This window comes from Streptomyces sp. NPDC048290, from assembly GCF_040652095.1.
Taxonomy (GTDB): domain Bacteria; phylum Actinomycetota; class Actinomycetes; order Streptomycetales; family Streptomycetaceae; genus Streptomyces.
Map to the genome: position 1 here is coordinate 173,962 of NZ_JBEZLM010000006.1, position 20,824 is coordinate 194,785.

The window sequence follows — 20,824 nt, forward strand, 5'->3', positions numbered from 1 at the left end:
CATGGGGGAAGCATGATCCGCGAGCCCTCGCTGAGGTGGTTCAAGAGCAGTTACAGCAGCGGTCCTGATGGCGACACCTGTGTCGAAGTTGCCCTGGACTGGTTCAAGAGCAGCTACAGCGACAGCAGCAACCCGAACGACTGTGTCGAGGTCGCCACGACCCCGGGCACTGTCCACGTTCGCGACTCCAAGAACGTGAACGGTCCCCGCCTCGCGCTGACCCCCGCCGCCTGGACGGAGTTCGTCACTCACGCCTCTCAGGGGTGACGTAAAGGCTCAGGCCCAGGTCGATCGCGATCTGGGCCACCGCCTTCCCGCCCCGCACACTGTTGCCCACCACATCGAGCGGAGGCGAGAACGCCGCGATGGCGAGGTTGCCCGGGGACACCGCCATCACCCCGCCGCCCACACCGCTCTTCGCCGGGATTCCGACGACGTACGCCCAGTCGCCGGACGTGTCGTACATCCCCTCCATCGTCATCTCGGCCAGGATGTGCGGGACGTTCCCGTGCCGTACGACCCGCTTGCCGGTGAACGGGTTCACCCCGCCCGCCGCCAGCGTCGCGCCCATCCTCGCCAGGTCCGTCACCGTCACCAGCGTCGAACACTGGCGCGTATAGACCTCGCACGCCTCCATCGGGTCGGAGTAGAGCGTGTCCGCGCTGTAGAGGAGCCACGCGATGGCGCGGTTGTGGGCGTTGGTCCGCTGCTCGGAGATGTCGACCTCGTCGCTCAGGGCGATGTCGCGGCCCGCGAAGTCCCGTTGGGTCCGCAGGATGCGCGCCCAGCGTTCCTCTCGCGTCGACGCCCGCACCAGGCTCGTCGTCGCGATCGCCCCCGCGTTCACCAGCGGTGACAGCGGCTTGTTGCCGTGGAGTTCCAGCGCCATCACCGAGCTGAACGGCAGACCCGTCGGGTCCGCGCCCACCTTCTTGCGGATCGCCGCCGGGCCGACGTCCTCCATGGCGAGGGCCAGCGTGAACACCTTCGAGATCGACTCCAGCGCGAACGCGTACCCGCTGTCCCCGGTCTCGTACAGCTCGCCGTCCGCCGTCGCCACCGCCAGGCCGAAGAGACCCGGGTCCACGGAGGCCAGGTACGGGATGTAGTCCGCGTTCTTGCCGCCCCAGTCGGCGGCGTGCGCGGCGTGCGCGGTGTCCAGGGCGCGCTGGATGCGGGTCCCGTCCGGCGGCGTCACGTGCCCGACTCCGGGGACTCGGCCAGCAGCTCACCGGTCGTCGCCCGGGACGTGCTCGGCAGACCCGGGTGATGGCCCTCCGTCTGCCAGGTGAACGGGGCGAACTCGGTGTCGGGGTCCCGCCAGTGCGGTTTGCGTACCGCGTACACCCACAGGGGGAGGGCGACGAAGAGGACCGTCAGGCCCATCAGCAGCCCCACGTACACCCCGGAACTGCCGATCGAGATCTGGCTCGGGGGGATGAAGCTCAGCACGAACGCGATCAGCGCGCCGATGAAACCCGCCCCGGCGACGATCCACATGCCCACCGCGCCGCCCGGGATCCGGTACGGCCGGGGCCGGTTCGGCTGGCTGTAGCGCAGATGGATCGCCGACGCGAACATCAGCAAGTACATGATCAGGTAGAGGATCACCGTCAGTTGGCTCAGGATCTGGTACGCGGCCTGCACCGACGGCAGGACCACGAACAGCGTCGACAGGAACGTCACCATCCCCGCCTGGATGTACATGATGTGCGTGGCCATGCCGTTCTTGTTGGTCGCCTGGAAGAAGCGGGGCAGATAGCCCGCCTTCGCCACCACCAGGAGACCGGACGACGGGCCGCCGACCCACGTCACGATCCCGGCCAGCACGCCCACCGCGAGCGCCACCGCCACGATCGGCGCCGCCCAGCCGATGCCCGCCCAGTCGAACATGTCGTCGTACGCCGTCAGCAGGCTCTGGGTGAGATTGATGTCCGCGTGGGGGACCACGAACGCGATGGCGAGCGTGCCGAGGACGAAAATGGCCACCGTGCCGAGCGCGGCGATGCCGATGGCGATCGGGTAGTTGCGGGAGGCGTTCTTCACCTCCTTCACATGGATCGCGTTCATCTCCATGCCCGCGTAGAACAGGAAGATGCTGGCCGCCAGGACCACATTGCTGAAGTTGTTGAAGTCCGGCACCAGTTCGCCCCAGCGGGTGTCGATCTTCGGGGTGTTCCCGGCGATGACATACGCGAAGCCGAGGACGATCAGGATGCCCGCCGGGACGATCGTCCCGATGATCCCGCCCCACTTCGCGACCTTCGCGAACGACCGCACTCCCCGGAACGCCAGGAAGGTCGCGATCCAGTACACGACCAGGACCACCCCCAGCACGAAGAACCGCTTCCCGGAGATCTGCGCGTCCAGCCCCTTGTCCGGGCCGGTGTAGGCGAGCGCCACCGCGCCGAACGTCAGGGCGGTCGGGAACCAGATCGTCACCTCGATGAACAGCATCGCCATCGCCAGGAACGCCAGCCGCGAGCCGAACGCCTCACCCACCCAGCGGAACACCCCGCCCTTCTCCGGCCAGCCGGTCGCCAGCTCCGCCGCCACCAGCGACACCGGGACCAGGAAGAAGACGGCCGCGAAGACGTAGTAGAAGATCGAACTGAGCCCGTACTCGGCCTCCGCCGGGAGACCGCGCAGGCTGATCACCGCGACCATGTTCATGATGACCAGGGCGGCGATGGTCAGCTTCTTGTCGCCGACGGACGCTTTACGGCCGCTCGGCCGGTCCGTGCCGTTCGGCTGGTCCGGCCCGCTTGGCTGGTCCGTCGACATCGGCCGCTCCCTCTCGTGGGCGTGCCGGTCCCTGGCGGGCCGGTCCTCGTGGGCCTGTTACCGGGCATTTCTGGGCATATGCCATGACGTGAGGCAGCTTCATGCTCGGGCGCGGACCATCCCCCCGCAATTCCGGTCACCCGAACGCGTGGGGCCCCGTATGCCGTCCGCCCGCCGTCCGGGGAGCGTGACCCGGGCCCTCCCGTGAGCGGTACCTTCGTCCTCACGCCGATGAGGAGAGTGAACGTGAGCAAGTTCGTGCGGCCGGCCGCCGAGGGGGCCGACCCGTTCGGGACCGCCCGGCTGCGACGAGGAGTGCTCGACGCGTGGGCCACCAGCCCCGCCCGGTTCCGGGAGGACGCCAACGCCGAGGAGGATCTCGTCCTCGGCGGCTACCGCGACCGCCTGGTCGTCGAGCTGGCGCAGAACGCCGCCGACGCCGCCGCCCGCGCCGGGGTCCCGGGACGGCTCCGGCTCACCCTCCGTGACGGGGTCCTGGTCGCCGCCAACACCGGCGCCCCGCTGGACGCCGCCGGGGTCGAGTCCCTCGCCACCCTGCGCGCCTCCGCCAAACGGGACACCGAGTCCGTCGGCCGGTTCGGCGTCGGCTTCGCCGCCGTCGTCGCCGTCACCGACGAACCCGCCGTCGTCGGACGGCACGGCGGCGTCCGCTGGTCCCTCGCCGAGGCGCGCGAGCTGGCCGCCGACACCGCCCGGCACAGCCCCGGCCTCGGGGACGAGATCCGCCGCCGCGACGGCCATGTCCCCCTGCTGCGGCTCCCCTTCGCCGCCGAGGGCACCGCGCCCGACCCGTACGACACCGCCGTCATCCTGCCGCTGCGGGACACCGCCGCCGCCGATCTCGCCGAGCGGCTCCTCGACGCCGTGGACGACGCTCTGCTGCTCGCCCTGCCGGGGCTGGCGGAGGTCGTGGTGGAGGGGGACGGATGGGAGCGGACCCTGCGGCGCGGCACGGACGGGACCGGGGTCGGCGATCTCACCGTCGTCGACGACTCCCGCGCCGGAGTCACCCGCTGGCGGACCGCGACCGCCCACGGCCCCCTCGCCCCCGAACTCCTCGCCGACCGCCCCGTGGAAGAGCGGCTGCGGCCCCACTGGTCGATCACCTGGGCCGTCCCCGTGGACGACGAGGGCGCCCCCGCCACCCCGCGCACCAGCCCCGTCCTGCACGCGCCCACGCCCAGCGACGAGCCCCTCGGGCTGCCCGCGCTGCTGATCGCCTCGTTCCCGCAGGACACCACCCGCCGCCACACCGCGCCCGGCCCGCTCACCGACTTCCTGGTCCAGCAGGCCGCCGACGCGTACGCCGGGCTGCTCGCCGACTGGCGGCCGGTCGGCGAGGGGATCATCCCCCTCGTCCCCGGACCGCTCGGCAAGGGCGCGCTGGACGGCGCCCTGCGCGAGGCCGTCCTCGACCGGCTGCCCCGCGTCTCCTTCCTGCCGCCCGCGCTCCCGCCGACGGACGAGGACGCCCCGGAGTCCCTGCGCCCCCGGGACGCCGAGATCGTGGAGGGCGCCGGGGCGGACACGGTACGGGTGCTGGCGGAGGTGCTGCCGACCCTGCTGCCCGCCGGGCTGGAACGCCGCGCCGAGCTGCGCACCCTGGGCGTGGCCCGCGTCCCCCTCACCGACGCCGTGGACCGGCTGGCGGGGCTGGAGAAGACCCCGGAGTGGTGGCGACGGCTGTACGACAGCCTGGCGGGCGTGGACCCGGACCGGCTGTCCGGGCTGCCGGTGCCGCTCGCCGACGGCCGCACGACGATCGGCCCCCGCCAGATCCTCCTCCCCACCCCCGACTCCGCCGGGCTCGACCCCTCCCTCCTCGCCCGGCTCGGGCTGAAGATGGCCCACCCGGACGCCGCCCACCCCCTCCTGGAGAAGCTGGGCGCGCTCCCCGCGACCCCGAGGGCCGTCCTCACCACCCCCCAGGTCCGGGCCGCCGTAGCCGCCTCCCTGGACGACGAGGGAGCCGCCTGGGACGACGACACCCCGGACGCCGAGGAACTCGCCGACACCGTCCTCGCCCTGGTCCGCGCCGCCGACCTCGAACCCGGCGACGAACCCTGGCTCGGCGCCCTCGCCCTCCCCGACGAGGACGGCGAACCCGCCCCCGCGGGCGAACTCGTCCTCCCCGGCAGCCCCTTCGCCGCCGTCATGCGCGCGGACGAACTCGCCTACGTGGACGCCGAGCTGGCCGAGAAGTGGGGCGAGCAGCCGCTCGCCGCCTGCGGTGTCCTCGCCACCTTCGCCCTGGTCCGCGCCACGGACGTGGTCCTCGACCCCGACGAACTCGAACCCCGCGAGGGCGACTACGCCGAGCCCGACGACCCCGGACTCCTCGACGCCGTCGACGTCTGGAGCGAGGACATCCTCGACCGCTTCCCCGACTCCCCGGTCCCGCCCGTCGCCACCGAGCTGATCGCCGTACGCGACCTGGACCTGGTGGACGAGGACAAGTGGCCCGAGGCCCTCGCCCTCCTCGCCCGTCCGCCGCTGCGCGACGCCCTCACCCAGCCGGTCCGCGTCCTGCTCCCCGACGGCACGCACGAGATCGTCCGCCCGTACACGGCGTGGTGGCTGCGCGGCAACCCCGTCCTCGACGGCCGCCGCCCCGCGGGCCTCCTCGCCGCGGGCGGCGACCCCCTCCTGCGCGGCCTCTACGACGAGGCCGACGCCACCGGCTTCGACGACGAACAGGTCCTGCGCGCGCTGGGCGTCCGCACCTCCGTCGCCGCCCTCCTGGACGAACCGGGCGGCGCCGCGGAACTCCTGGACCGCCTGGCCGACCCCGACCCCGACCGCGAGGTCACCGCCGCCCAGCTCCACGCCCTGTACGGGGCACTGGCCGACCTCGACCCCGAGCAGGTCACCCTCCCCGACGACCTGCGCGCCGTACGGGACGGCGAGGTCGTGGTGGTCGACGCCTCGGACGCGGTGGTCGTCGACTCCCCCGACCTCCTCCCCTTCACCGACGGCACCCCCCTCCTCCCGGTCCGCCCGGCCCGCGCCGCGGAACTCGCGGACCTCTTCCAGGTACGGCGGCTGAGCGAGTCGGTGACGGGGGTGGTGGACTCGCAGGGCACGGAACACGCCGTCCCCGACTCCGTACGCCTCCTGCTGGGCCCGCGTGCCCTCCCCACCTACGTCGAACACGAGGAACTCCTCGTCGACGGCATCGACCTCGACTGGCGCCTCACCACGGACGGCGTCCTGCACGCCGCCACCCTGGAGGGCGTCGCCGCGGGCCTCGCCTGGGCGGCAGGCCAGTGGCCGCGTCGCTTCGAGGTGGCGGCGCTGCTGGAGGACCCGTCTAGGACGGGGGAGCTGGGGCGGGATCGGTGGTTTGACTGAGGGTGGGGTGAGGGGGTCGGCCCCACCGGAGTACCGGTGGGGCCGACCTCGGGGTCAGGGCGAGCTGTGCGAGCCGTGGAGCGCCTCGAACCGCTCGAATACCAGCTCCAGCTCTCCCGGCTTGTCCCGCTCCTCCAGGAACTCCAGGAGGAGCGAGCAGAGCTGGACCACGGCCTCCCGGTTCTGCTCGGGGGTCAGATGGTCCGGCTCCTTCCAGTCCCCGAAGGGGATGTCGGGGAACAGGTCGAGCAGGACGAGCCTGGCCCAGTAGAACTTGTTGCACTCGTCCCTACGGACGACCAGCCACTCGTTGAACCCCCGCAACAGCTCACCCGACCTGCCGCGATCGAGCCCCGTGAGGAACATGACTGTGGCGTAGTAGGTCCCGTTCAGCCCATACGATTCGGGATCTTCGTGGATCGTCCCGATGATCTGCTTGTCGCTCACTCGTCCCCTAGAAACCGAATTCGATGAACTCGTGCTTGGCCCACTGGGCCTTGTACTCGGCGATGGTCTCTCCGCCCCGTCCGGTCCAGGCGTCGTAGACCCGGTCGTTGTAGACCACCACCTCGTGCCAGAACCAGTACGGCTCCACTCCCCGGTATCGCGGAAGCTCCTTTTGGTCCTTCGGCTTGATCCTGACGATTTTGCCGCCTCCGAGACTCTTCCTGATCTTCTCGGCGCACACGTCGCAGCCCCCGGAATTCTGGATCTGGTCCACCGACCGTGGCAGCCCCGGAACCCGGTGCTCCCCACACGGCACCTCGCCCGCCGCAGCGACCTGACGGGTGGTGAAGCCCACCCGGACCGCCGTCGTCGGTGACGCCTTGCCGGCGACCTTGCAGCCCCGTTCCAGCAGCTTCAGCTCGTCGTACACCCGGTCGAGTGCCTTGATCTTCGCGCCGAGCAGGGCGTCGACGGCCAGGCCCTTGCAGCTGTCCAGGTTCTTGTTCTGGAGGCACTTCTCGAACGCGCTGATGCCCAGGAGATCCTTCTCGATCTCCCACAGGGATTCCATCGCGTCGCCGAACTCCTTGCCGTTGGCGAGGATGTCGCACATGACCTCCTGGTGCTGGCACCAGCGGGCGAAGCCCTCGGGGTCGCACGGGATGTAGCCCTGCTGACAGCGGTACATCTCGGCGGCGTCGGGTCCGGTGGCCTTCTCCTTGGCCTCGACCGCCGCCTTGCGCCGGACCTCTTCCTCCTCGCGGTACTTGGTGACCGCGGTGGTGAAGGCGGAGAGGGCCGCCGCGAGCGCGGCCTCGGCGTCCTTGCCCGCCGCGACCGCCGATCTGCGGGCCTCCTCGGAGTGGTAGGCGGCGGTGGCCGCGGACGCCTGGGCCGACTCCGCCGAGAGCGTGGCGTCGGCCGCCGACCTGGCCGCGCGGGAAGCCGACACGTCCGCGCGGTTCGCCGCGTCCCGGGCCGTCCTGGCCGACGCCGCGGCCTGCGCGGCGGACGCCTCGGCGTTCTTGGCGTGCTGGTCGGCCTCCTTGGCGTGGTCCTGCGCCTTGGTGGCCGACGCCGCGGCCTTCTTGGCCCAGTCGGCGGCCTCCGTGGCGGCCTTGCGGGCCGTGGCGGCGACCTTCTGCGCTGTCGCCGCGTTCTGCTGGGCGGTCGCCGCGACCTTCGCCGCGTCCGCGATCAGCTTCTGGACCTGCGCCACATGCGTCGCGGTGAGCAGGTCCTTGCGCTTGGCCTGGTACTGGCCGGAGACCACGAACGCGTGCAGCGCCTGCGGCGAGCCCTCCAGGGCGACCCGTGCCGCCGACTTCACCTCGGGCGTGCCGCTGTCGATCAGCTGGGCGGCCGTGACCCGCTCGTCCTGGGTGCGGGCGACGTGCTGGGTGGTCAGCAGGAACTCGCTGTATTTCTTCGGGTCCCCGCTGTTCAGAGCCGTACGTCCGGCATCCGCGACGACCGGGCCCGCGACCGCGACGACCTGGGCGATGGCGACCCGCATCCCCTGGGAGCCGACCTGGTACTGGCCCGTCCGGACGAACTCGGTGACGGTCGCGGCGCCGCCCGCGAGGGCGGTCTCGGCGGCGGCGCGCACCGGTTGCTCCGGACTCTCCTCCGCCAGACGCCCGACATAGGAACGGTCGTCCTGCTCCTTGGCGGTCCGCCAGCCGTTGCGCAGATAGTCGATGACGACCTCGTCGGGGCCGCCCAGTGCGGCTTCGGCCGCCGCACGGCCCCATGCCGTGCTGTTCTTCATCACCAGGACGGCCAGATCGCGGCCCTGGTCGGCGATGGCGGCCAGGTCGGCGCCGGGTGCGGCGGCAGCCGCCACCAGCCGGTCCCGTTCGGCTTCCCGGTCCGCGGCGGCCTTCTCCTGCCGGGCCCGTACGGCGGTGCGCGCGTCGTGCGCGATCCGGTCGTCCCGGGCGCGCTCGATGCCCTCGTTGGTGCGCACCCGCAGTTCCTCGGCCTCGATCTCACGGGCGAGCAGATAGATCTGCTGGGCCTTGACCACGGCGGCGGAGGCGGCGTTCGCGGCGGTGGTGGCCGCGTTGGCGTGGGCCGTCGACCGGGTGGCGGCATGGGCCGCCTGTCCGGCCTGGTCGGCTGCTTCCCTGGCGGCGATACCCGCGTTGCGCGCATGGGTGGCCGCCGACCGTGCGGCGTCCCGGGCCTCCCTGGCCGCCGTGGCCGCCTTGCGGGCCAGGCTCTCGGAGGCCGACGCGGCCCGGTTGGCCTCGGCCGCGTGCCGCTTGGCGGTCTCGGCGGCGGCGCGGGCCTCGGCGGCGGCGGAGCTGGACTGCCCGGCGTAGTTGCCCGCCTCGATCGCCGCGCTGGCCGCCGTGTCGGCGTTGACGCCCGCGCTGGCCGCCGAGCGGGCGGCGTCCCCTGCCGCGTCGGCCGCCTTGGCCGCCAGGTCGGCGGCGTCGGCGGCCAGGTCGGCGCCCTTCGCGGCCTTGTCGGCATCCTCGGCGGCGGCCCGCGCGGCAGCCGCGTTACCGGCGTCCACGGCCGCGTCGGCGGCTGCGTTGCGCGCGCGGGAGGCGGACTGGGAGGCACCGGCCGCGGCGGCGGCTGCCTGGGCGGCGGCGTTGGCCGCGATCCTGGCGGAGTTGTTGGCGGCGCTCGCCGCATCGATCGCCCGCTGTGCGGAGGCGGCGGCCTGCGATGCCGCGGTGGCGGCGCGCTGGGCGGCCTGCGCCGCCTTCTTGGTGTCGTTCTGGGCGGCCTTGGCCTGTGCTTCGGCTTCCTTCGCCGCCTCCTTGGCCAGCTCGGACGCCTTCACCGCCTTCGCCGACTCCAGCTTGGCGGCCTCGGTCTGCGCGGCGGCCTGCCGCCCGGCCTCCTTCGCCTGCTCGGCCAACTCGGCGACGGTGGCGTGTTCCTGGTCCTTGTCACGGGCGACGAACTGGCCGACCTCCAGGAACTCCCGGATGTCGGCCGCTCCGCCGCCCAGCGCGATGCGCCCGGCCGCACGCACGTTGGTGCCGCCGACGCTGATGATCTGGACGAGCTGCACCCGCTCGTCCTGCTCCCGCTGGACGTACTGGCCCTCAAGGAGGAACTTCCGTACGTCCTCCGGGCTGCCGCTCAGCGCGGCCCGCCCGGCGGCCTGCACATTGGGTCCGGAAGCGTCGATGATCTGGGCCACCCGGACCCGGTTGTCCTGCCGCATCGGGGCTTCCCAGCCCCAGCTGACGAACGACTGGAGATCCTCGCGGCTGCCCGAGAGCGCGCTGCGCGCCGCCGCCAGCAACTCCGGTCCCCCGACGGAGGCGAGCTGCGCGGCGGTCACCCGCTCGTCCTGGGACGCCAGGACGTCCGCCGCGGCCAGGAAGCTGGTGACGTCCGCGTCGCTGCCGGTCAGCGCCGCCTCGGCGGCGGCCTTGACCCCGGGTCCGCCGTCCTTCCACAGATCGACGACCCGGCCCCGGTCGGCCACGGACACACTCGTCCCGGCCGCGACCCTGACGCCGGTGTCCGGCGGGCCCGCGGCCAGGGCCGGGGCTCCGCCCAGTAAGCCCCCGGCCAGGGCCAGCGGCAGCAGCGCCAGCGCCGTTCTGCGCAGCACATGCCGTGCTTTTCCAGCTCTCTCGAAATGGTCGGTTCTTCGTATCACTGAGCACCTGTCCCGGTAATAGGTGACGGCTCCTCGAATAAGCCGTCGCTGAATGTCCGACGGGTGAGCCTAGCCATGCATTTCCGGGGTGCCGGATGATTATTCGGGATCAGTCATTTCGGTTGATCGGGGATCTTTGTGAGTAAATTGCCCGACGTTCTCGGTGTTCTCGGCGTTCTCGATGGTGCGTGCGGATTTGGTGTTGACGGAGTGTGCTCATTTGCATACGCTGTTCATCGGCTTTGCGTGTGAAGACTCCCCGGCCTGACCAGTCGGGAGTGCCGTCGAACGCGAATTGCACGGGGGTGAGGGGGTTCCGCTGCCGTCTTGGCAGCTGTCTGAGCAGGTGGTATGGGGTAAGCCTGGCTGGTTCACGCCGCTTAACTGTCTGCTTTTCATCGCATCCTGGTGAGGGTGTCGTGAGGGCGATGTCCTGCGCCGGAAGGGGTTCTTCGGTGTCTTTTCATTTCCGCGCCATTATTGTTTCGGCAATAGTCTTGACCGGTGTCACGATGGCTGGTGTCTCCATTGCCTCCGCAGAGAATCCACGGCAATCTCAGGCTGATTCCGCGCCACCTGTGGCGGTCGAGGACTACAACTATCCCGATGCCGGTCGAATACTTGCCGAGCAGGGCATCAAGCTGAAGCGGGGTGATGGGGGAATTCTGCTCACCGACTGCGATCGGGCCGCCGACCAGTTGGAGATCATGACGATCAGGGACGATTCCGTCGGGCGCCGGGACTCCTACTGCTTCACGACGCAGCGGGCGAACGGCTGGCTCACGCTGGAGCTGCCACGCGTGTTCGGCATCGACACCGCCGGCCGCGGCATCCAGGCGGACCTGACCACCGGCGGCCAGACCACGTCGGTCGCTGTCCCGAAGGACACGTTCAAGTCCGTAGGCGAAGGCGTCCCCGGAGGCGCCCACGCGACGCTGGTGGAACTCCGTGTCACCGGCTGATCCGCCGAGCGCGGGTTGATACACGAACCCGGCAGCACACCCTCTCCCTCCCCTCCGCGCTCTTCACGGCCCCGTCCCGAAGAGACAGACCTGATGCGAGGCACTCGTGAACGACGTCCGTCTCCGCAGAACGCGCATGGCGTGGGCCTCCGGGCTCGCGACGGCCGGGCTGACCACCGGCCTGCTGGCGGCGGCCCCGGCCCAGTCCGTCGGCGGTGAACAGATTCCGGCAGGCACCCACGAATATGTGGTCAAACTCCATATCGACGCGGGTACGGACAAGGAGCGCAGCTGCTCCGGAACCCTGGTCGACACACAGTGGGTGCTCACCGCCGCGAGCTGCTTCGCCGCCGATCCCCAGCAGGCGCCGGCCCTCACCCGGGGCGCGCCGCCCTTTCCCACCCGGGTGACCCTCGACGGCAAGGAGCCCGCCCCGGCCACCGACGCGAAGACCCTGGTCCGGGAGATCGTGCCGTACCCGGGCCGTGACCTGGTCATGGCCCGGCTCGACGACACCACCACGACCACCGACCCGCTGGACGGCCCGTTCCCCGACACGGCCGCCGCCGTCGTCAGCCGGACGACCCCTGCCGTGGCCGACCAGCTCAAGGCCCTCGGCTACGGCCGCACCGCGGTGGAATGGGTTCCGGAGCGCGCCCACATCGGCTCCTTCGGGGTCGATCTGGTGAACCCCGCCACCCTCGCCCTCTCGCCCACCGCCAACGGTGCCCTGTGCAAGGGAGACGCGGGCGGTCCGGTGCTGAACGCGAGCGGCAGGGTCGTCGGCGTGGTCTCCGCGTCCTGGGGCGGCGGCTGCTTCAACTCCGTCGAGACCCGCACCGGGGCGGTCGCCGCCCGCGTGGACGATGTCGCGGGCTGGGTGGAGCAGGTGCGGCTGACGATCCGCAAGGAGCACCTCACCGACGCGATGACGGCCGCCGACTTCAACAACGACGGGATCACGGACCTCGCCGTCCTCCAGACGACCGGCACGGCAGCCGTCTTCCACGGCCGCTCCGACGGCATGGTGGAGTTCGGGTCCAGCCTGCGGGGGCTCGGCCGGACGACATACAAGGAGATGGTGGCGGGGGACTTCACCACCGAGCCGGGCCTTGAGATCGTCACGGCGGACAACACGGGGAGGGTTCTGCTGGAGACCCGGCCACTCGTCCTGCCGGGCACGCCATGGTCCACGCGACTCCTCTGGACGGATGCCACCTGGAAGGACGGTCTGCCCGTTGCCCGGCTGCGCACGGGCACCCCGGGCCAGGACACCCTCCTCTTCCAGTGGCCGGACGGCTCCCTGTACAGCTACAAGCGGGACGCGAACGGCAACCTGGTCAATCAGAAGAAGTCGATGTGGCCGGACAAGACCTGGACGTACGACCACATCGCCACCGCCGACTACAACGGTGACGGCCGCGACGACATTCTCGCCGTGGACCGCCCCGGAAACCCGCTGCTCTTCCCGGCCAAGGCCGACGGGACATTCGACAAGGCCCGCGAGATGTGGTCCCTGCCGCCCGCCCCCCTGAGGCTGTCCAGCGCCCGCACGGTCGTGGGCGGCGACTTCAACGGCGACGGAAACGCCGACCTGGTCGCCCTGCAACGCAGCGGAGAACTGTTCTTGCACCCGGGCAACGGGAGCGGTGGCATCGGGCTGGGCAAGAAGATGTGGCCTGCCGTGTGAGCGTTGCGCACAGATTCTTCATGAAAGTGCACAACCTTTGATGCTTGTGGTGCATCTGATCAAACGAGTCAACAGACTCTTTGATCGTCTGGGCCCCGCGCGAGACCGCGCGCCTCGTGCAGCGCGACCGTGCGGGCCCTGTCTTCCTTGGGGGAAGCACATGCGCAAGCGGGTCACCCTCGGCGTCGTCATCGGCGCCCTGGCCCTGTCCGGTCTCGCCGTCCCGGCCGCGCAGGCCGACGGTTCCAGCACGTCTCACGGCACCTCCGCGGAGCAGCTCCTGCGGGCCGCCCACGCGGAGAACTCGGCGAAGAGCTCGTACCGCGCCGCCGCTGAAGGCGAACTGGACGTCTCCTTCTCGAACTTCAAGATAGCCAAGGCGATCAAGGTCGGGACCGCCACCAAGACCTCCACCACGGTCACCTACAAGCTCACGCACGCCGCGGGCATCGACGTCACCTCCCCGGACTTCGACACCTTCCCGTACCTCTACCGGGGCGCCTTCGAGACGTCGACGCTCTGGCTCTTCGGCGATGACTCCGCCACCTGCACGGTCACGTCGGCGACCACCGCCGACTGCAAGGGCAAGATCGACATCTACCCGTCCGAGGAACTGCGCAACGTGGACGCGGGCACCTGGCGCGGCGCGGCCATGGCCTGGGACTTCGGCGGCTCTGGGGACTTCGCCGACCAGGGCTCGCTGGGCACCACCCTGGTCCAGCGCAACTCCACCCTCACCGTCAACGCCACCCCCGAGCCGGTGAAGAAGGGCAAGACCATCACCGTCACCGGGAAGCTGTCGCGGGCCAACTGGGAGACCGGCAAGTACGCCGGGTACTCCAGCCAGTCGGTGAAGCTCCAGTTCCGTAAGAAGAACGCCACCAGCTACACCACCGTCAAGACCATCAAGACCAACAGCAAGGGCGAGCTGAAGACCACGGTCAAGGCGTCCCAGGACGGCTACTTCCGGTACAGCTACGCCGGGAACACCGCCACCCCGGCCGTCAACGCCGCCGGTGACTACATCGACGTGCGGTAGATGCCATAGCGCGTCCAGGGCGTGGGAGTCCCTGTCGGGGGTCCCACGCCCTTTCCTTTTACGCGGGGAACCGGTGGTCCACCCAGCGCCACAGGAACTCCATGACCACCGCCGCCCCCGCGGCGACCCCCACCGCGATCCACGGCATCGTCGTACCGACCAGCTTCAGCGCGAAGAAGTCCTGGAGCCAGGGGACCACCAGGACGACCACGAACGCCGCGCCCATCGTGGCGACCAGCACGATCCGCCACCAGGTGTACGGACGGGCGATGATCGCCAGCACCCACATCGCGATCAGGAACAGCGTCAGCGTCGCGGCACTGGTCTCGGCGGCGAGGGAGTCCGGGCCGGTGTAGTGGTGGCGGGCGATCAGATACGTGGTGAAGGTGGCCAGCGCCGCCAGGACACCGCCCGGGATCGAGTACCGCATCACCCGGCGCACGAAGTGCGGTTTCGCCCGCTCCTTGTTCGGCGCCAGCGCCAGGAAGAACGCCGGGATGCCGATCGTCAGGGTGGACAGCAGGGTGAGGTGACGGGGGAGGAAGGGGTACTCCACCTGCCAGCAGACCACCAGGATCGCCAGCAGCACCGAGTACACCGTCTTCACCAGGAACAGCGTCGCCACCCGCGTGATGTTGCCGATGACCCGGCGGCCCTCCGCCACCACCGAAGGCAGCGTCGCGAAACTGTTGTTGAGCAGCACGATCTGCGCCACCGCCCGGGTCGCCTCCGACCCCGACCCCATCGCGACACCGATATCGGCGTCCTTCAGCGCCAGCACGTCGTTCACCCCGTCGCCGGTCATCGCGACCGTGTGCCCACGGGACTGGAGCGCGCCCACCATGTCCCGCTTCTGCTGCGGGGTGACCCGGCCGAACACCGTGCCCTCGTCCAGCGCCCCCGCCATCTCCTCCCGCTCGGCGGGCAGCCGCCGGGCGTCCACCACACCGCCGGTCAGCCCCAGCTTGCCCGCGACCGCGCCCACCGAGACCGCGTTGTCCCCGGAGATCACCTTGGCGCGTACATCCTGCTCGGCGAAGTAGCGGAGCGTGTCCGCCGCGTCGGGCCGCAGGCGCTGCTCCAGCACCACCAGCGCGACCGGCTCCACCTCCGCCGCCACCTCCGGGTCGTCCAGCTCCCGCTCCGCCCGCGCCAGCAGCAGTACCCGCAGGCCCTGCTCATTGAGCCGCTCGGTCTCCGCGAGCGCCGGGTCCTGCGGGCGCAGCAGCACGTCCGGCGCGCCCAGCAGCCACGCGCTCGACTCCCCGCCGCCCTCGTCGAAGGACGCCCCGCTGTACTTCCGGGCCGAGGAGAAGGGCAGCGCGTCCGTGCGGCGCCAGTCCCCGCGCTCCGGGTAGGCGTCGATGATCGCCTGGAGGGACGCGTTCGGCCGCGGGTCCGACTCCCCGAGCGCGCCCAGCACCCGGCGTACATACGTCTCGTCCGCCCCGTCCAGCGGGCGCAGCTCCGTGACGTCCATGCCGCCCTCGGTGAGCGTGCCCGTCTTGTCCAGACAGACCGTGTCGACCCGGGCGAGACCCTCGATCGCCGGAAGCTCCTGCACCAGGCACTGCTTGCGGCCCAGCCGGATCACCCCGATCGCGAAGGCCACCGACGTCAGCAGCACCAGGCCCTCGGGGACCATCGGCACGATCCCGCCGACCGTGCGCGCCACCGAGTCCTTGAACGCGTTCTCCTTCACCACCAGCTGGCTGATGATCAGCCCGATCGCGGTCGGGATCATCATCCATGTCACGTACTTGAGGATCGTGGAGATCCCGGACCGCAGCTCGGAGTGGACCAGCGTGAACCGGGACGCCTCCTCGGCGAGCTGCGCCGCGTACGCCTCCCGGCCCACCTTCGTCGCCCGGAACGCCCCGCCGCCGGCCACCACGAAGCTGCCCGACAGCACCTCGTCGCCGGGCTGTTTCACGACCGGGTCGGCCTCGCCGGTCAGCAGCGACTCGTCGATCTCCAGTCCGTCCGCCTCGACGCACACGCCGTCCACGGCCACCTTGTCGCCGGGGCCGCACTCGATGACGTCGTCCAGGACGATCTCGGACGTGGCGATCTCCGCCGCGACCCCGTCCCGGCGGACCGTCGGGCGGACCTCGCCGATCAGGGCGAGCGAGTCCAGCGTCTTCTTCGCCCGCCACTCCTGGATGATCCCGATCCCGGTGTTGGCGAGGATCACGAACCCGAACAGGCTGTCCTGGATGGGCGCGACGAACAGCATGATCACCCAGAGCACACCGATGATCGCGTTGAACCGGGTGAACACGTTCGCACGGACGATGTCGGCGAGCGAGCGGCTGCTGCGTACGGGGACGTCGTTGACCTGTCCCAGCGTGATGCGTTCCGCTACTTGGGCGGAGGTGAGGCCGTGGGGGTCGCCCGGGGGCGCGGGGAGATGGTGCTTGGGGTCGAGGTCCGCTCCCGCGTCGGTGTGCGTCATGTCTCCGACGGTACGGGGGGAAGGGGGCGTTTTCCCGCCGGGGTGGTGAAGATCCGACTACGGGAGGACGGGGAGGACGGGGGTCGTGCCGTGGTTGTACGGGTGCGGGAGCGTCGTGGTTGCTCGCGCAGTTCCCCGCGCCCCTAGAGGCCCTCTACGCCCCGGGGGATGCCGTAGTAGCTGCCCTCTTGATCGCTGTGTCTCGTTTGCGGACGTACCAGATGCCGATCAAGCCCAGGGCCGCGCCTGCCAGGCATGTCCAGATCCACCAGGTGTGGCCGTGGTCGTCGAACCAGCCGTAGAACGGCAGCTGTGCCAGGAAGAGGACGAACCAGAGGATCGTGCCGCCCGTGATGGTGCCGACCACGGGGCCCTCCAGGGGCTCCGGCGCCTCGTGCTTCGGTGTCCACTTCGCCATGGCACCAGCTTACGAGCCCTCTCCCCGCGCCCCGTCCCCACGCCCATCTACGCGCGGAGATAGCTTCTTCCCGCCTCATATGTTCATACTGAAACCGTTTCTTACTGGCCACTTATCTTCGTAGGAACCTCTAAACGATGCCCAGCTCGGCTCTCGACCGCTACTTCAAGATCTCCGAGCGGGGCAGCTCCCTGCCCCGCGAGATCCGCGGCGGCTTCGCCACCTTCTTCGCGATGGCGTACATCATCGTGCTGAACCCGATCATCCTCGGCAGCGCGAAGGACATGTACGGCCACCAGCTCGACAACGGCCAGCTGGTCACCGCCACCGCGCTGACGGCGGCGTTCACCACCTTGCTGATGGGTGTCATCGGCAATGTGCCGATCGCCCTCGCCGCCGGTCTTGGGGTCAACTCCGTGGTCGCGCTCCAGCTCGCCCCCCGGATGTCCTGGCCGGACGCCATGGGCATGGTGGTGCTGGCCGGTTTCGTGGTGATGCTGCTGGTCGCCACCGGGCTGCGCGAGCGGGTGATGGCCGCCGTGCCCTACTCGCTGCGCAAGGCCATCGCCATCGGGATCGGCCTGTTCATCATGCTGATCGGGCTGGTGGACGCCGGTTTCGTGTCCCGTATCCCGGACGCCGCCCACACCACCGTGCCGCTCCAGCTCGGTGCCGACGGCCATCTCGACGGCTGGCCGGTGCTGGTCTTCGTGCTCGGTGTGCTGCTGACCCTCGCGCTGATCGTGCGCAAGGTCGCCGGGGCGATCCTGATCTCCATCGTCGCCATGACCGTCGTCGCCGTGATCATCGAGGCCATCGCCGACATTCCGTCCTGGGGGCTCACCACCCCGAAGTGGCCCGGCAACCCGGTCGCCACCCCCGACTTCGGGCTGCTCGGCGAGGTCAGCCTGTTCGGCGGCTTCGCCAAGGTCGGTGTGCTGACCGGCATCCTCTTCGTCTTCACCGTGCTGCTGTCCTGTTTCTTCGACGCCATGGGCACGATCATGGGCGTCAGCGACGAGGCCAAGCTCACCGACGGCGAGGGCCAGATGCCCGGCATCAACAAGGTGCTCTTCGTCGACGGCATCGCGGTCGCCGCGGGCGGCGCCAGCTCCTCCTCCGCCACCACCTGCTTCGTGGAGTCGACCGCCGGGGTCGGCGAGGGCGCGCGCACCGGCTTCGCCAACCTGGTCACCGGCGCGCTGTTCGCCGTCGCGCTGTTCCTCACCCCGGTCGCCACCATGGTCCCCTCCCAGGCGGCCACCCCCGCGCTGGTCGCGGTCGGCTTCCTGATCCTGGCCGGTTCGATCAAGGAGATCGACTGGACCGACTACACCCTCGCCATACCCGCCTTCGTGACGATGGTGATGATGCCGTTCACCTACTCGATCACCAACGGCATCGGCATGGGCTTCCTCACCTTCGTCGTCCTGCGGCTCGCGGCCGGCCGGGGCAAGGAGATCCCGGTGGCGATGTACGTCGTGGCGGCGGTGTTCGGCTTCTACTACCTGATGCCGGCGCTGGGGCTGACGTAACCGTCCTCGCCCCCCGGGGCGCTCACGGCACCCCGTAGAACTTCTCCGTCTCCTCGACCGCCGCGCTGAAGCGCTGGTCGAAGTCGTCCCGAATGAGCGTCCGGATCACGTACTCCTGGACGCTCATTCCGCTTTTCGCCGCGTGACACCGGAGCCGGTCGAGCAGCTCCCTGTCTATCCGCAGGCTGAGCACGCTGGTCCCCATGGTCCCCATGGACATGAGGGTCACCGCAGTCGGGGGCCCGACGCCTCACTTTCCGCAGCCGCCTCACTCGTTCGGGTGACTTCGGGTTTCGGGGGCGATGCGCCACGAGTGGTATTTAGCGAGAGTAATGAGTTACCCTAAAGACATGTCGGACCTCACCCCTGGCGACGACGCCGCCGTGAACTCCCTGCGCTCGGCCGTGATGCGACTGTCCCGTCGGCTCAAGCACCAGCGGGTCGACGAGTCACTGAGCCCCACCGAGATGTCGGTCCTGGGCACCCTGGCCCGCTGCGGCACCGCCACCCCCGGTGAGCTGGCCCGCAAGGAGCATGTCCAGCCGCCGTCGATGACCCGCATCGTGGCGCTGCTGGAGGCCAAGCGACTGGTCCGGCTGGAGCCCCACCCCGAGGACCGCAGACAGAAGGTGGTCACCCCGACCGAGCAGGCCGAGGCGATGCTCGAGGAGAGCCGCACCAAACGCAACGCCTTCCTCGCCACCCTCGCCGAGGGACTCGACGAGGACGAGTGGGCGAAGCTGCGCGCCGCCGCGCCCGTGCTGGAGAAGCTCGCGCATCTGTAGGCCGCGTCCGCGCCTGCCGTGGCCCTGCCGGGCGGTGAGCAGGCCCTTGCCGACGCCGTCCACCCTGGAGAAACGCCGCCCCACCCGGGAGAGAACGCCGCCCGACCCCGTCCCCAGCCCGACCCCGCCCCAAGGAGGCGAACCCGTTTGAGTACGGGACCCGGAATACCTTCCGCACCCGCACCGGCATCCGACACCGACATCCGTAACGACACCAGTACCGATCCCAGTACCGATCCCAGCACCGATCCCAGCACCGATCCCGGTACCGACGCCGACACCAGCGCCGATAAAGACACTGACACCAGCGCCGATACCGACGTCGACACCCGCGCCCCCCGTGAGGACCCCCGCTCCAAGCGCCGGTCCTCCGCCATGTTCGCGTCCCTCAAGGTCCGCAACTACCGGCTCTTCTTCCTGGGCCAGGTCGTCTCCAACACCGGCACCTGGATGCAGCGCATCGCCCAGGACTGGCTGGTGCTCAGCCTCACCGGCTCCGCCACCGCCGTCGGTGTCACCACCGCCCTCCAGTTCCTGCCGATGCTGCTCTTCGGGCTGTACGGGGGAGTCCTGGTCGACCGGCTCCCCAAGCGCCGCACGCTTCTCTTCACCCAGTCCGCCATGGGGCTCGCCGGGATCGCGCTGGCCGTGCTGACCCTCACCGGACGGGTCGAGGTCTGGCACGTCTATCTCGCCGCCTTCACGGTCGGTCTCGCCGCCGTGGTCGACAACCCCGCCCGGCAGTCCTTCGTCTCCGAGATGGTCGGCCCCGACCAGCTCCAGAACGCGGTCAGTCTGAACTCCGCGAACTTCCAGTCCGCCCGTATGGTCGGCCCCGCCGTCGCCGGTCTCCTGATCACCGGAGTCGGCACCGGCTGGGCGTTCCTCTTCAACGGGCTGTCCTTCCTCGCCCCCATCGCCGGACTGCTGCTGATGCGCCCGCGCGAGCTGCACGCCGTCGAACGCGCCCCGCGCGGCAAGGGACAACTGCGCGAGGGGCTGCGCTATGTCGCCGGGCGGCCCGAGCTGATCTGGCCGATCGTGCTGGTCGGGTTCATCGGCACGTTCTCCTTCAACTTCCCGGTGTACCTGTCCGCCTTCGTCGCCGATGTCTTCCACGCGGGAGCGGGCACCTACAGCCTCTTCAACACCCTGATGGCCGTCGGATCGGTCACCGGCGCGCTGCTCGCCGCCCGCCGGGGCACCGCCACCATGCGGGTGCTGAGCGCCGCCGCGCTGCTGTTCGGGGCGCTGGAGATGGTCGCCGCGGTGACGCCGTCGCTGTGGATGTTCGCCCTGCTGATGATCCCCATCGGGCTCTTCGGCATGACGGTGAACGTCACCGCCAACACCGGCATCCAGCTGGCCACGGACCCCGCCATGCGGGGCCGGGTGCTCGCCCTCTACATGATGGTCTTCCTCGGCGGGTCCCCGGTCGGCGCCCCGCTCGTCGGCTGGATCACCGACACCTACGGCGCCCGGGTCGGCCTCGCGGCCGGTGGCGCGGTCGCCGCGCTCGCCGCCACGGTCATCGGTGTCGTCCTCGCCCGGACCGGCGGACTGCGGCTGTCCATGCGCTGGGACGCGGGGCGCCCGCGCCTGCGGTTCGTCCCCAGACAGGTGAGCGGGGAGGAGCGGGAGCGGGAATCCGCGGGGGAGGCGGTCGTGGGCGCGGCCCGGCGGTGATCGGACCTCAGTTCGAC

15 protein-coding genes are annotated in these 20,824 nt (G+C 70.5%); 8 read left to right on the forward strand and 7 right to left on the reverse strand.

Annotated elements, in window-relative coordinates; translation table 11 throughout:
* Nucleotides 1-12: 12 nt before the first annotated feature.
* Nucleotides 13-267, forward strand: a complete 255-nt coding sequence (locus AB0D49_RS12330) for a DUF397 domain-containing protein (RefSeq protein ID WP_362755081.1) — start codon at nucleotides 13-15, stop codon at nucleotides 265-267.
* Here the strand turns inward: AB0D49_RS12330 and glsA are convergent.
* Together glsA and gadC are read right to left on the reverse strand one after the other, a co-directional pair.
* The gene (gene glsA, locus AB0D49_RS12335) at nucleotides 245-1,198 is read right to left on the reverse strand and encodes a glutaminase A (RefSeq protein ID WP_362755084.1); all 954 of its coding nucleotides are present in this window, start codon (nucleotides 1,196-1,198) and stop codon (nucleotides 245-247) included. The genes AB0D49_RS12330 and glsA overlap by 23 nt on opposite strands.
* The gene (gene gadC / locus AB0D49_RS12340; protein ID WP_362755087.1) at nucleotides 1,195-2,784 is read right to left on the reverse strand and encodes a putative glutamine/gamma-aminobutyrate antiporter GadC; all 1,590 of its coding nucleotides are present in this window, start codon (nucleotides 2,782-2,784) and stop codon (nucleotides 1,195-1,197) included. The genes glsA and gadC overlap by 4 nt, the downstream gene beginning before the upstream one ends.
* Before the next feature lie 246 nt (nucleotides 2,785-3,030).
* On the opposite strand from gadC, the gene AB0D49_RS12345 reads away from it, so the two are divergent.
* Nucleotides 3,031-6,156 (forward strand): molecular chaperone Hsp90, encoded by a 3,126-nt coding sequence (locus AB0D49_RS12345; RefSeq protein ID WP_362755090.1) that lies wholly within the window; start codon nucleotides 3,031-3,033, stop codon nucleotides 6,154-6,156.
* A 54-nt stretch (nucleotides 6,157-6,210) separates the two neighbouring features.
* Here the strand turns inward: AB0D49_RS12345 and AB0D49_RS12350 are convergent, their stop codons facing one another.
* The gene (locus AB0D49_RS12350) at nucleotides 6,211-6,603 is read right to left on the reverse strand and encodes a hypothetical protein (RefSeq protein ID WP_362755093.1); all 393 of its coding nucleotides are present in this window, start codon (nucleotides 6,601-6,603) and stop codon (nucleotides 6,211-6,213) included.
* 7 nt (nucleotides 6,604-6,610) lie between these two features.
* Complete coding sequence (locus AB0D49_RS12355) at nucleotides 6,611-10,189, reverse strand: ALF repeat-containing protein (RefSeq protein WP_362755096.1); 3,579 nt, start codon at nucleotides 10,187-10,189, stop codon at nucleotides 6,611-6,613.
* A 503-nt stretch (nucleotides 10,190-10,692) separates the two neighbouring features.
* Here AB0D49_RS12355 and AB0D49_RS12360 point away from each other — a divergent pair.
* The 3 genes from AB0D49_RS12360 (at nucleotide 10,693) to AB0D49_RS12370 (ending at nucleotide 13,928) form a co-directional block, all read left to right on the forward strand.
* The gene (locus AB0D49_RS12360; protein WP_362755099.1) at nucleotides 10,693-11,199 is read left to right on the forward strand and encodes a hypothetical protein; all 507 of its coding nucleotides are present in this window, start codon (nucleotides 10,693-10,695) and stop codon (nucleotides 11,197-11,199) included.
* Nucleotides 11,200-11,335: 136 nt separating this feature from the next.
* Nucleotides 11,336-12,889: an FG-GAP-like repeat-containing protein gene (locus AB0D49_RS12365; RefSeq protein ID WP_362755102.1), complete on the forward strand. Its 1,554-nt coding sequence runs from the start codon at nucleotides 11,336-11,338 to the stop codon at nucleotides 12,887-12,889.
* Nucleotides 12,890-13,049: 160 nt separating this feature from the next.
* Nucleotides 13,050-13,928, forward strand: coding sequence for a hypothetical protein (locus AB0D49_RS12370; RefSeq protein WP_362755105.1), 879 nt, complete (start codon nucleotides 13,050-13,052; stop codon nucleotides 13,926-13,928).
* Between the two features lie 58 nt (nucleotides 13,929-13,986).
* Here the strand turns inward: AB0D49_RS12370 and AB0D49_RS12375 are convergent, their stop codons facing one another.
* Together AB0D49_RS12375 and AB0D49_RS12380 are read right to left on the reverse strand one after the other, a co-directional pair.
* The gene (locus AB0D49_RS12375; RefSeq protein WP_362755107.1) at nucleotides 13,987-16,383 is read right to left on the reverse strand and encodes a cation-translocating P-type ATPase; all 2,397 of its coding nucleotides are present in this window, start codon (nucleotides 16,381-16,383) and stop codon (nucleotides 13,987-13,989) included.
* Nucleotides 16,384-16,537: 154 nt separating this feature from the next.
* Nucleotides 16,538-16,801 (reverse strand): DUF2530 domain-containing protein, encoded by a 264-nt coding sequence (locus tag AB0D49_RS12380; protein ID WP_362755110.1) that lies wholly within the window; start codon nucleotides 16,799-16,801, stop codon nucleotides 16,538-16,540.
* A 137-nt stretch (nucleotides 16,802-16,938) separates the two neighbouring features.
* On the opposite strand from AB0D49_RS12380, the gene AB0D49_RS12385 reads away from it, so the two are divergent.
* On the forward strand, nucleotides 16,939-18,336 hold the full coding sequence (locus AB0D49_RS12385; RefSeq protein WP_362755113.1) for an NCS2 family permease: 1,398 nt from the start codon (nucleotides 16,939-16,941) through the stop codon (nucleotides 18,334-18,336).
* Nucleotides 18,337-18,358: 22 nt separating this feature from the next.
* On the opposite strand, the gene AB0D49_RS12390 is transcribed toward AB0D49_RS12385, so the two are convergent.
* Complete coding sequence (locus tag AB0D49_RS12390; RefSeq protein WP_362755798.1) at nucleotides 18,359-18,541, reverse strand: ribbon-helix-helix protein, CopG family; 183 nt, start codon at nucleotides 18,539-18,541, stop codon at nucleotides 18,359-18,361.
* A 145-nt stretch (nucleotides 18,542-18,686) separates the two neighbouring features.
* Between AB0D49_RS12390 and AB0D49_RS12395 the strand changes: the two genes are divergently transcribed.
* Together AB0D49_RS12395 and AB0D49_RS12400 are read left to right on the forward strand one after the other, a co-directional pair.
* Nucleotides 18,687-19,121 carry a MarR family transcriptional regulator gene (locus tag AB0D49_RS12395; protein WP_362755116.1) on the forward strand — a complete coding sequence of 145 codons (435 nt, stop codon included), beginning with the start codon at nucleotides 18,687-18,689 and terminating at the stop codon, nucleotides 19,119-19,121.
* A 147-nt stretch (nucleotides 19,122-19,268) separates the two neighbouring features.
* Nucleotides 19,269-20,807 carry an MFS transporter gene (locus tag AB0D49_RS12400; protein ID WP_362755119.1) on the forward strand — a complete coding sequence of 513 codons (1,539 nt, stop codon included), beginning with the start codon at nucleotides 19,269-19,271 and terminating at the stop codon, nucleotides 20,805-20,807.
* Nucleotides 20,808-20,824 lie beyond the last annotated feature (17 nt).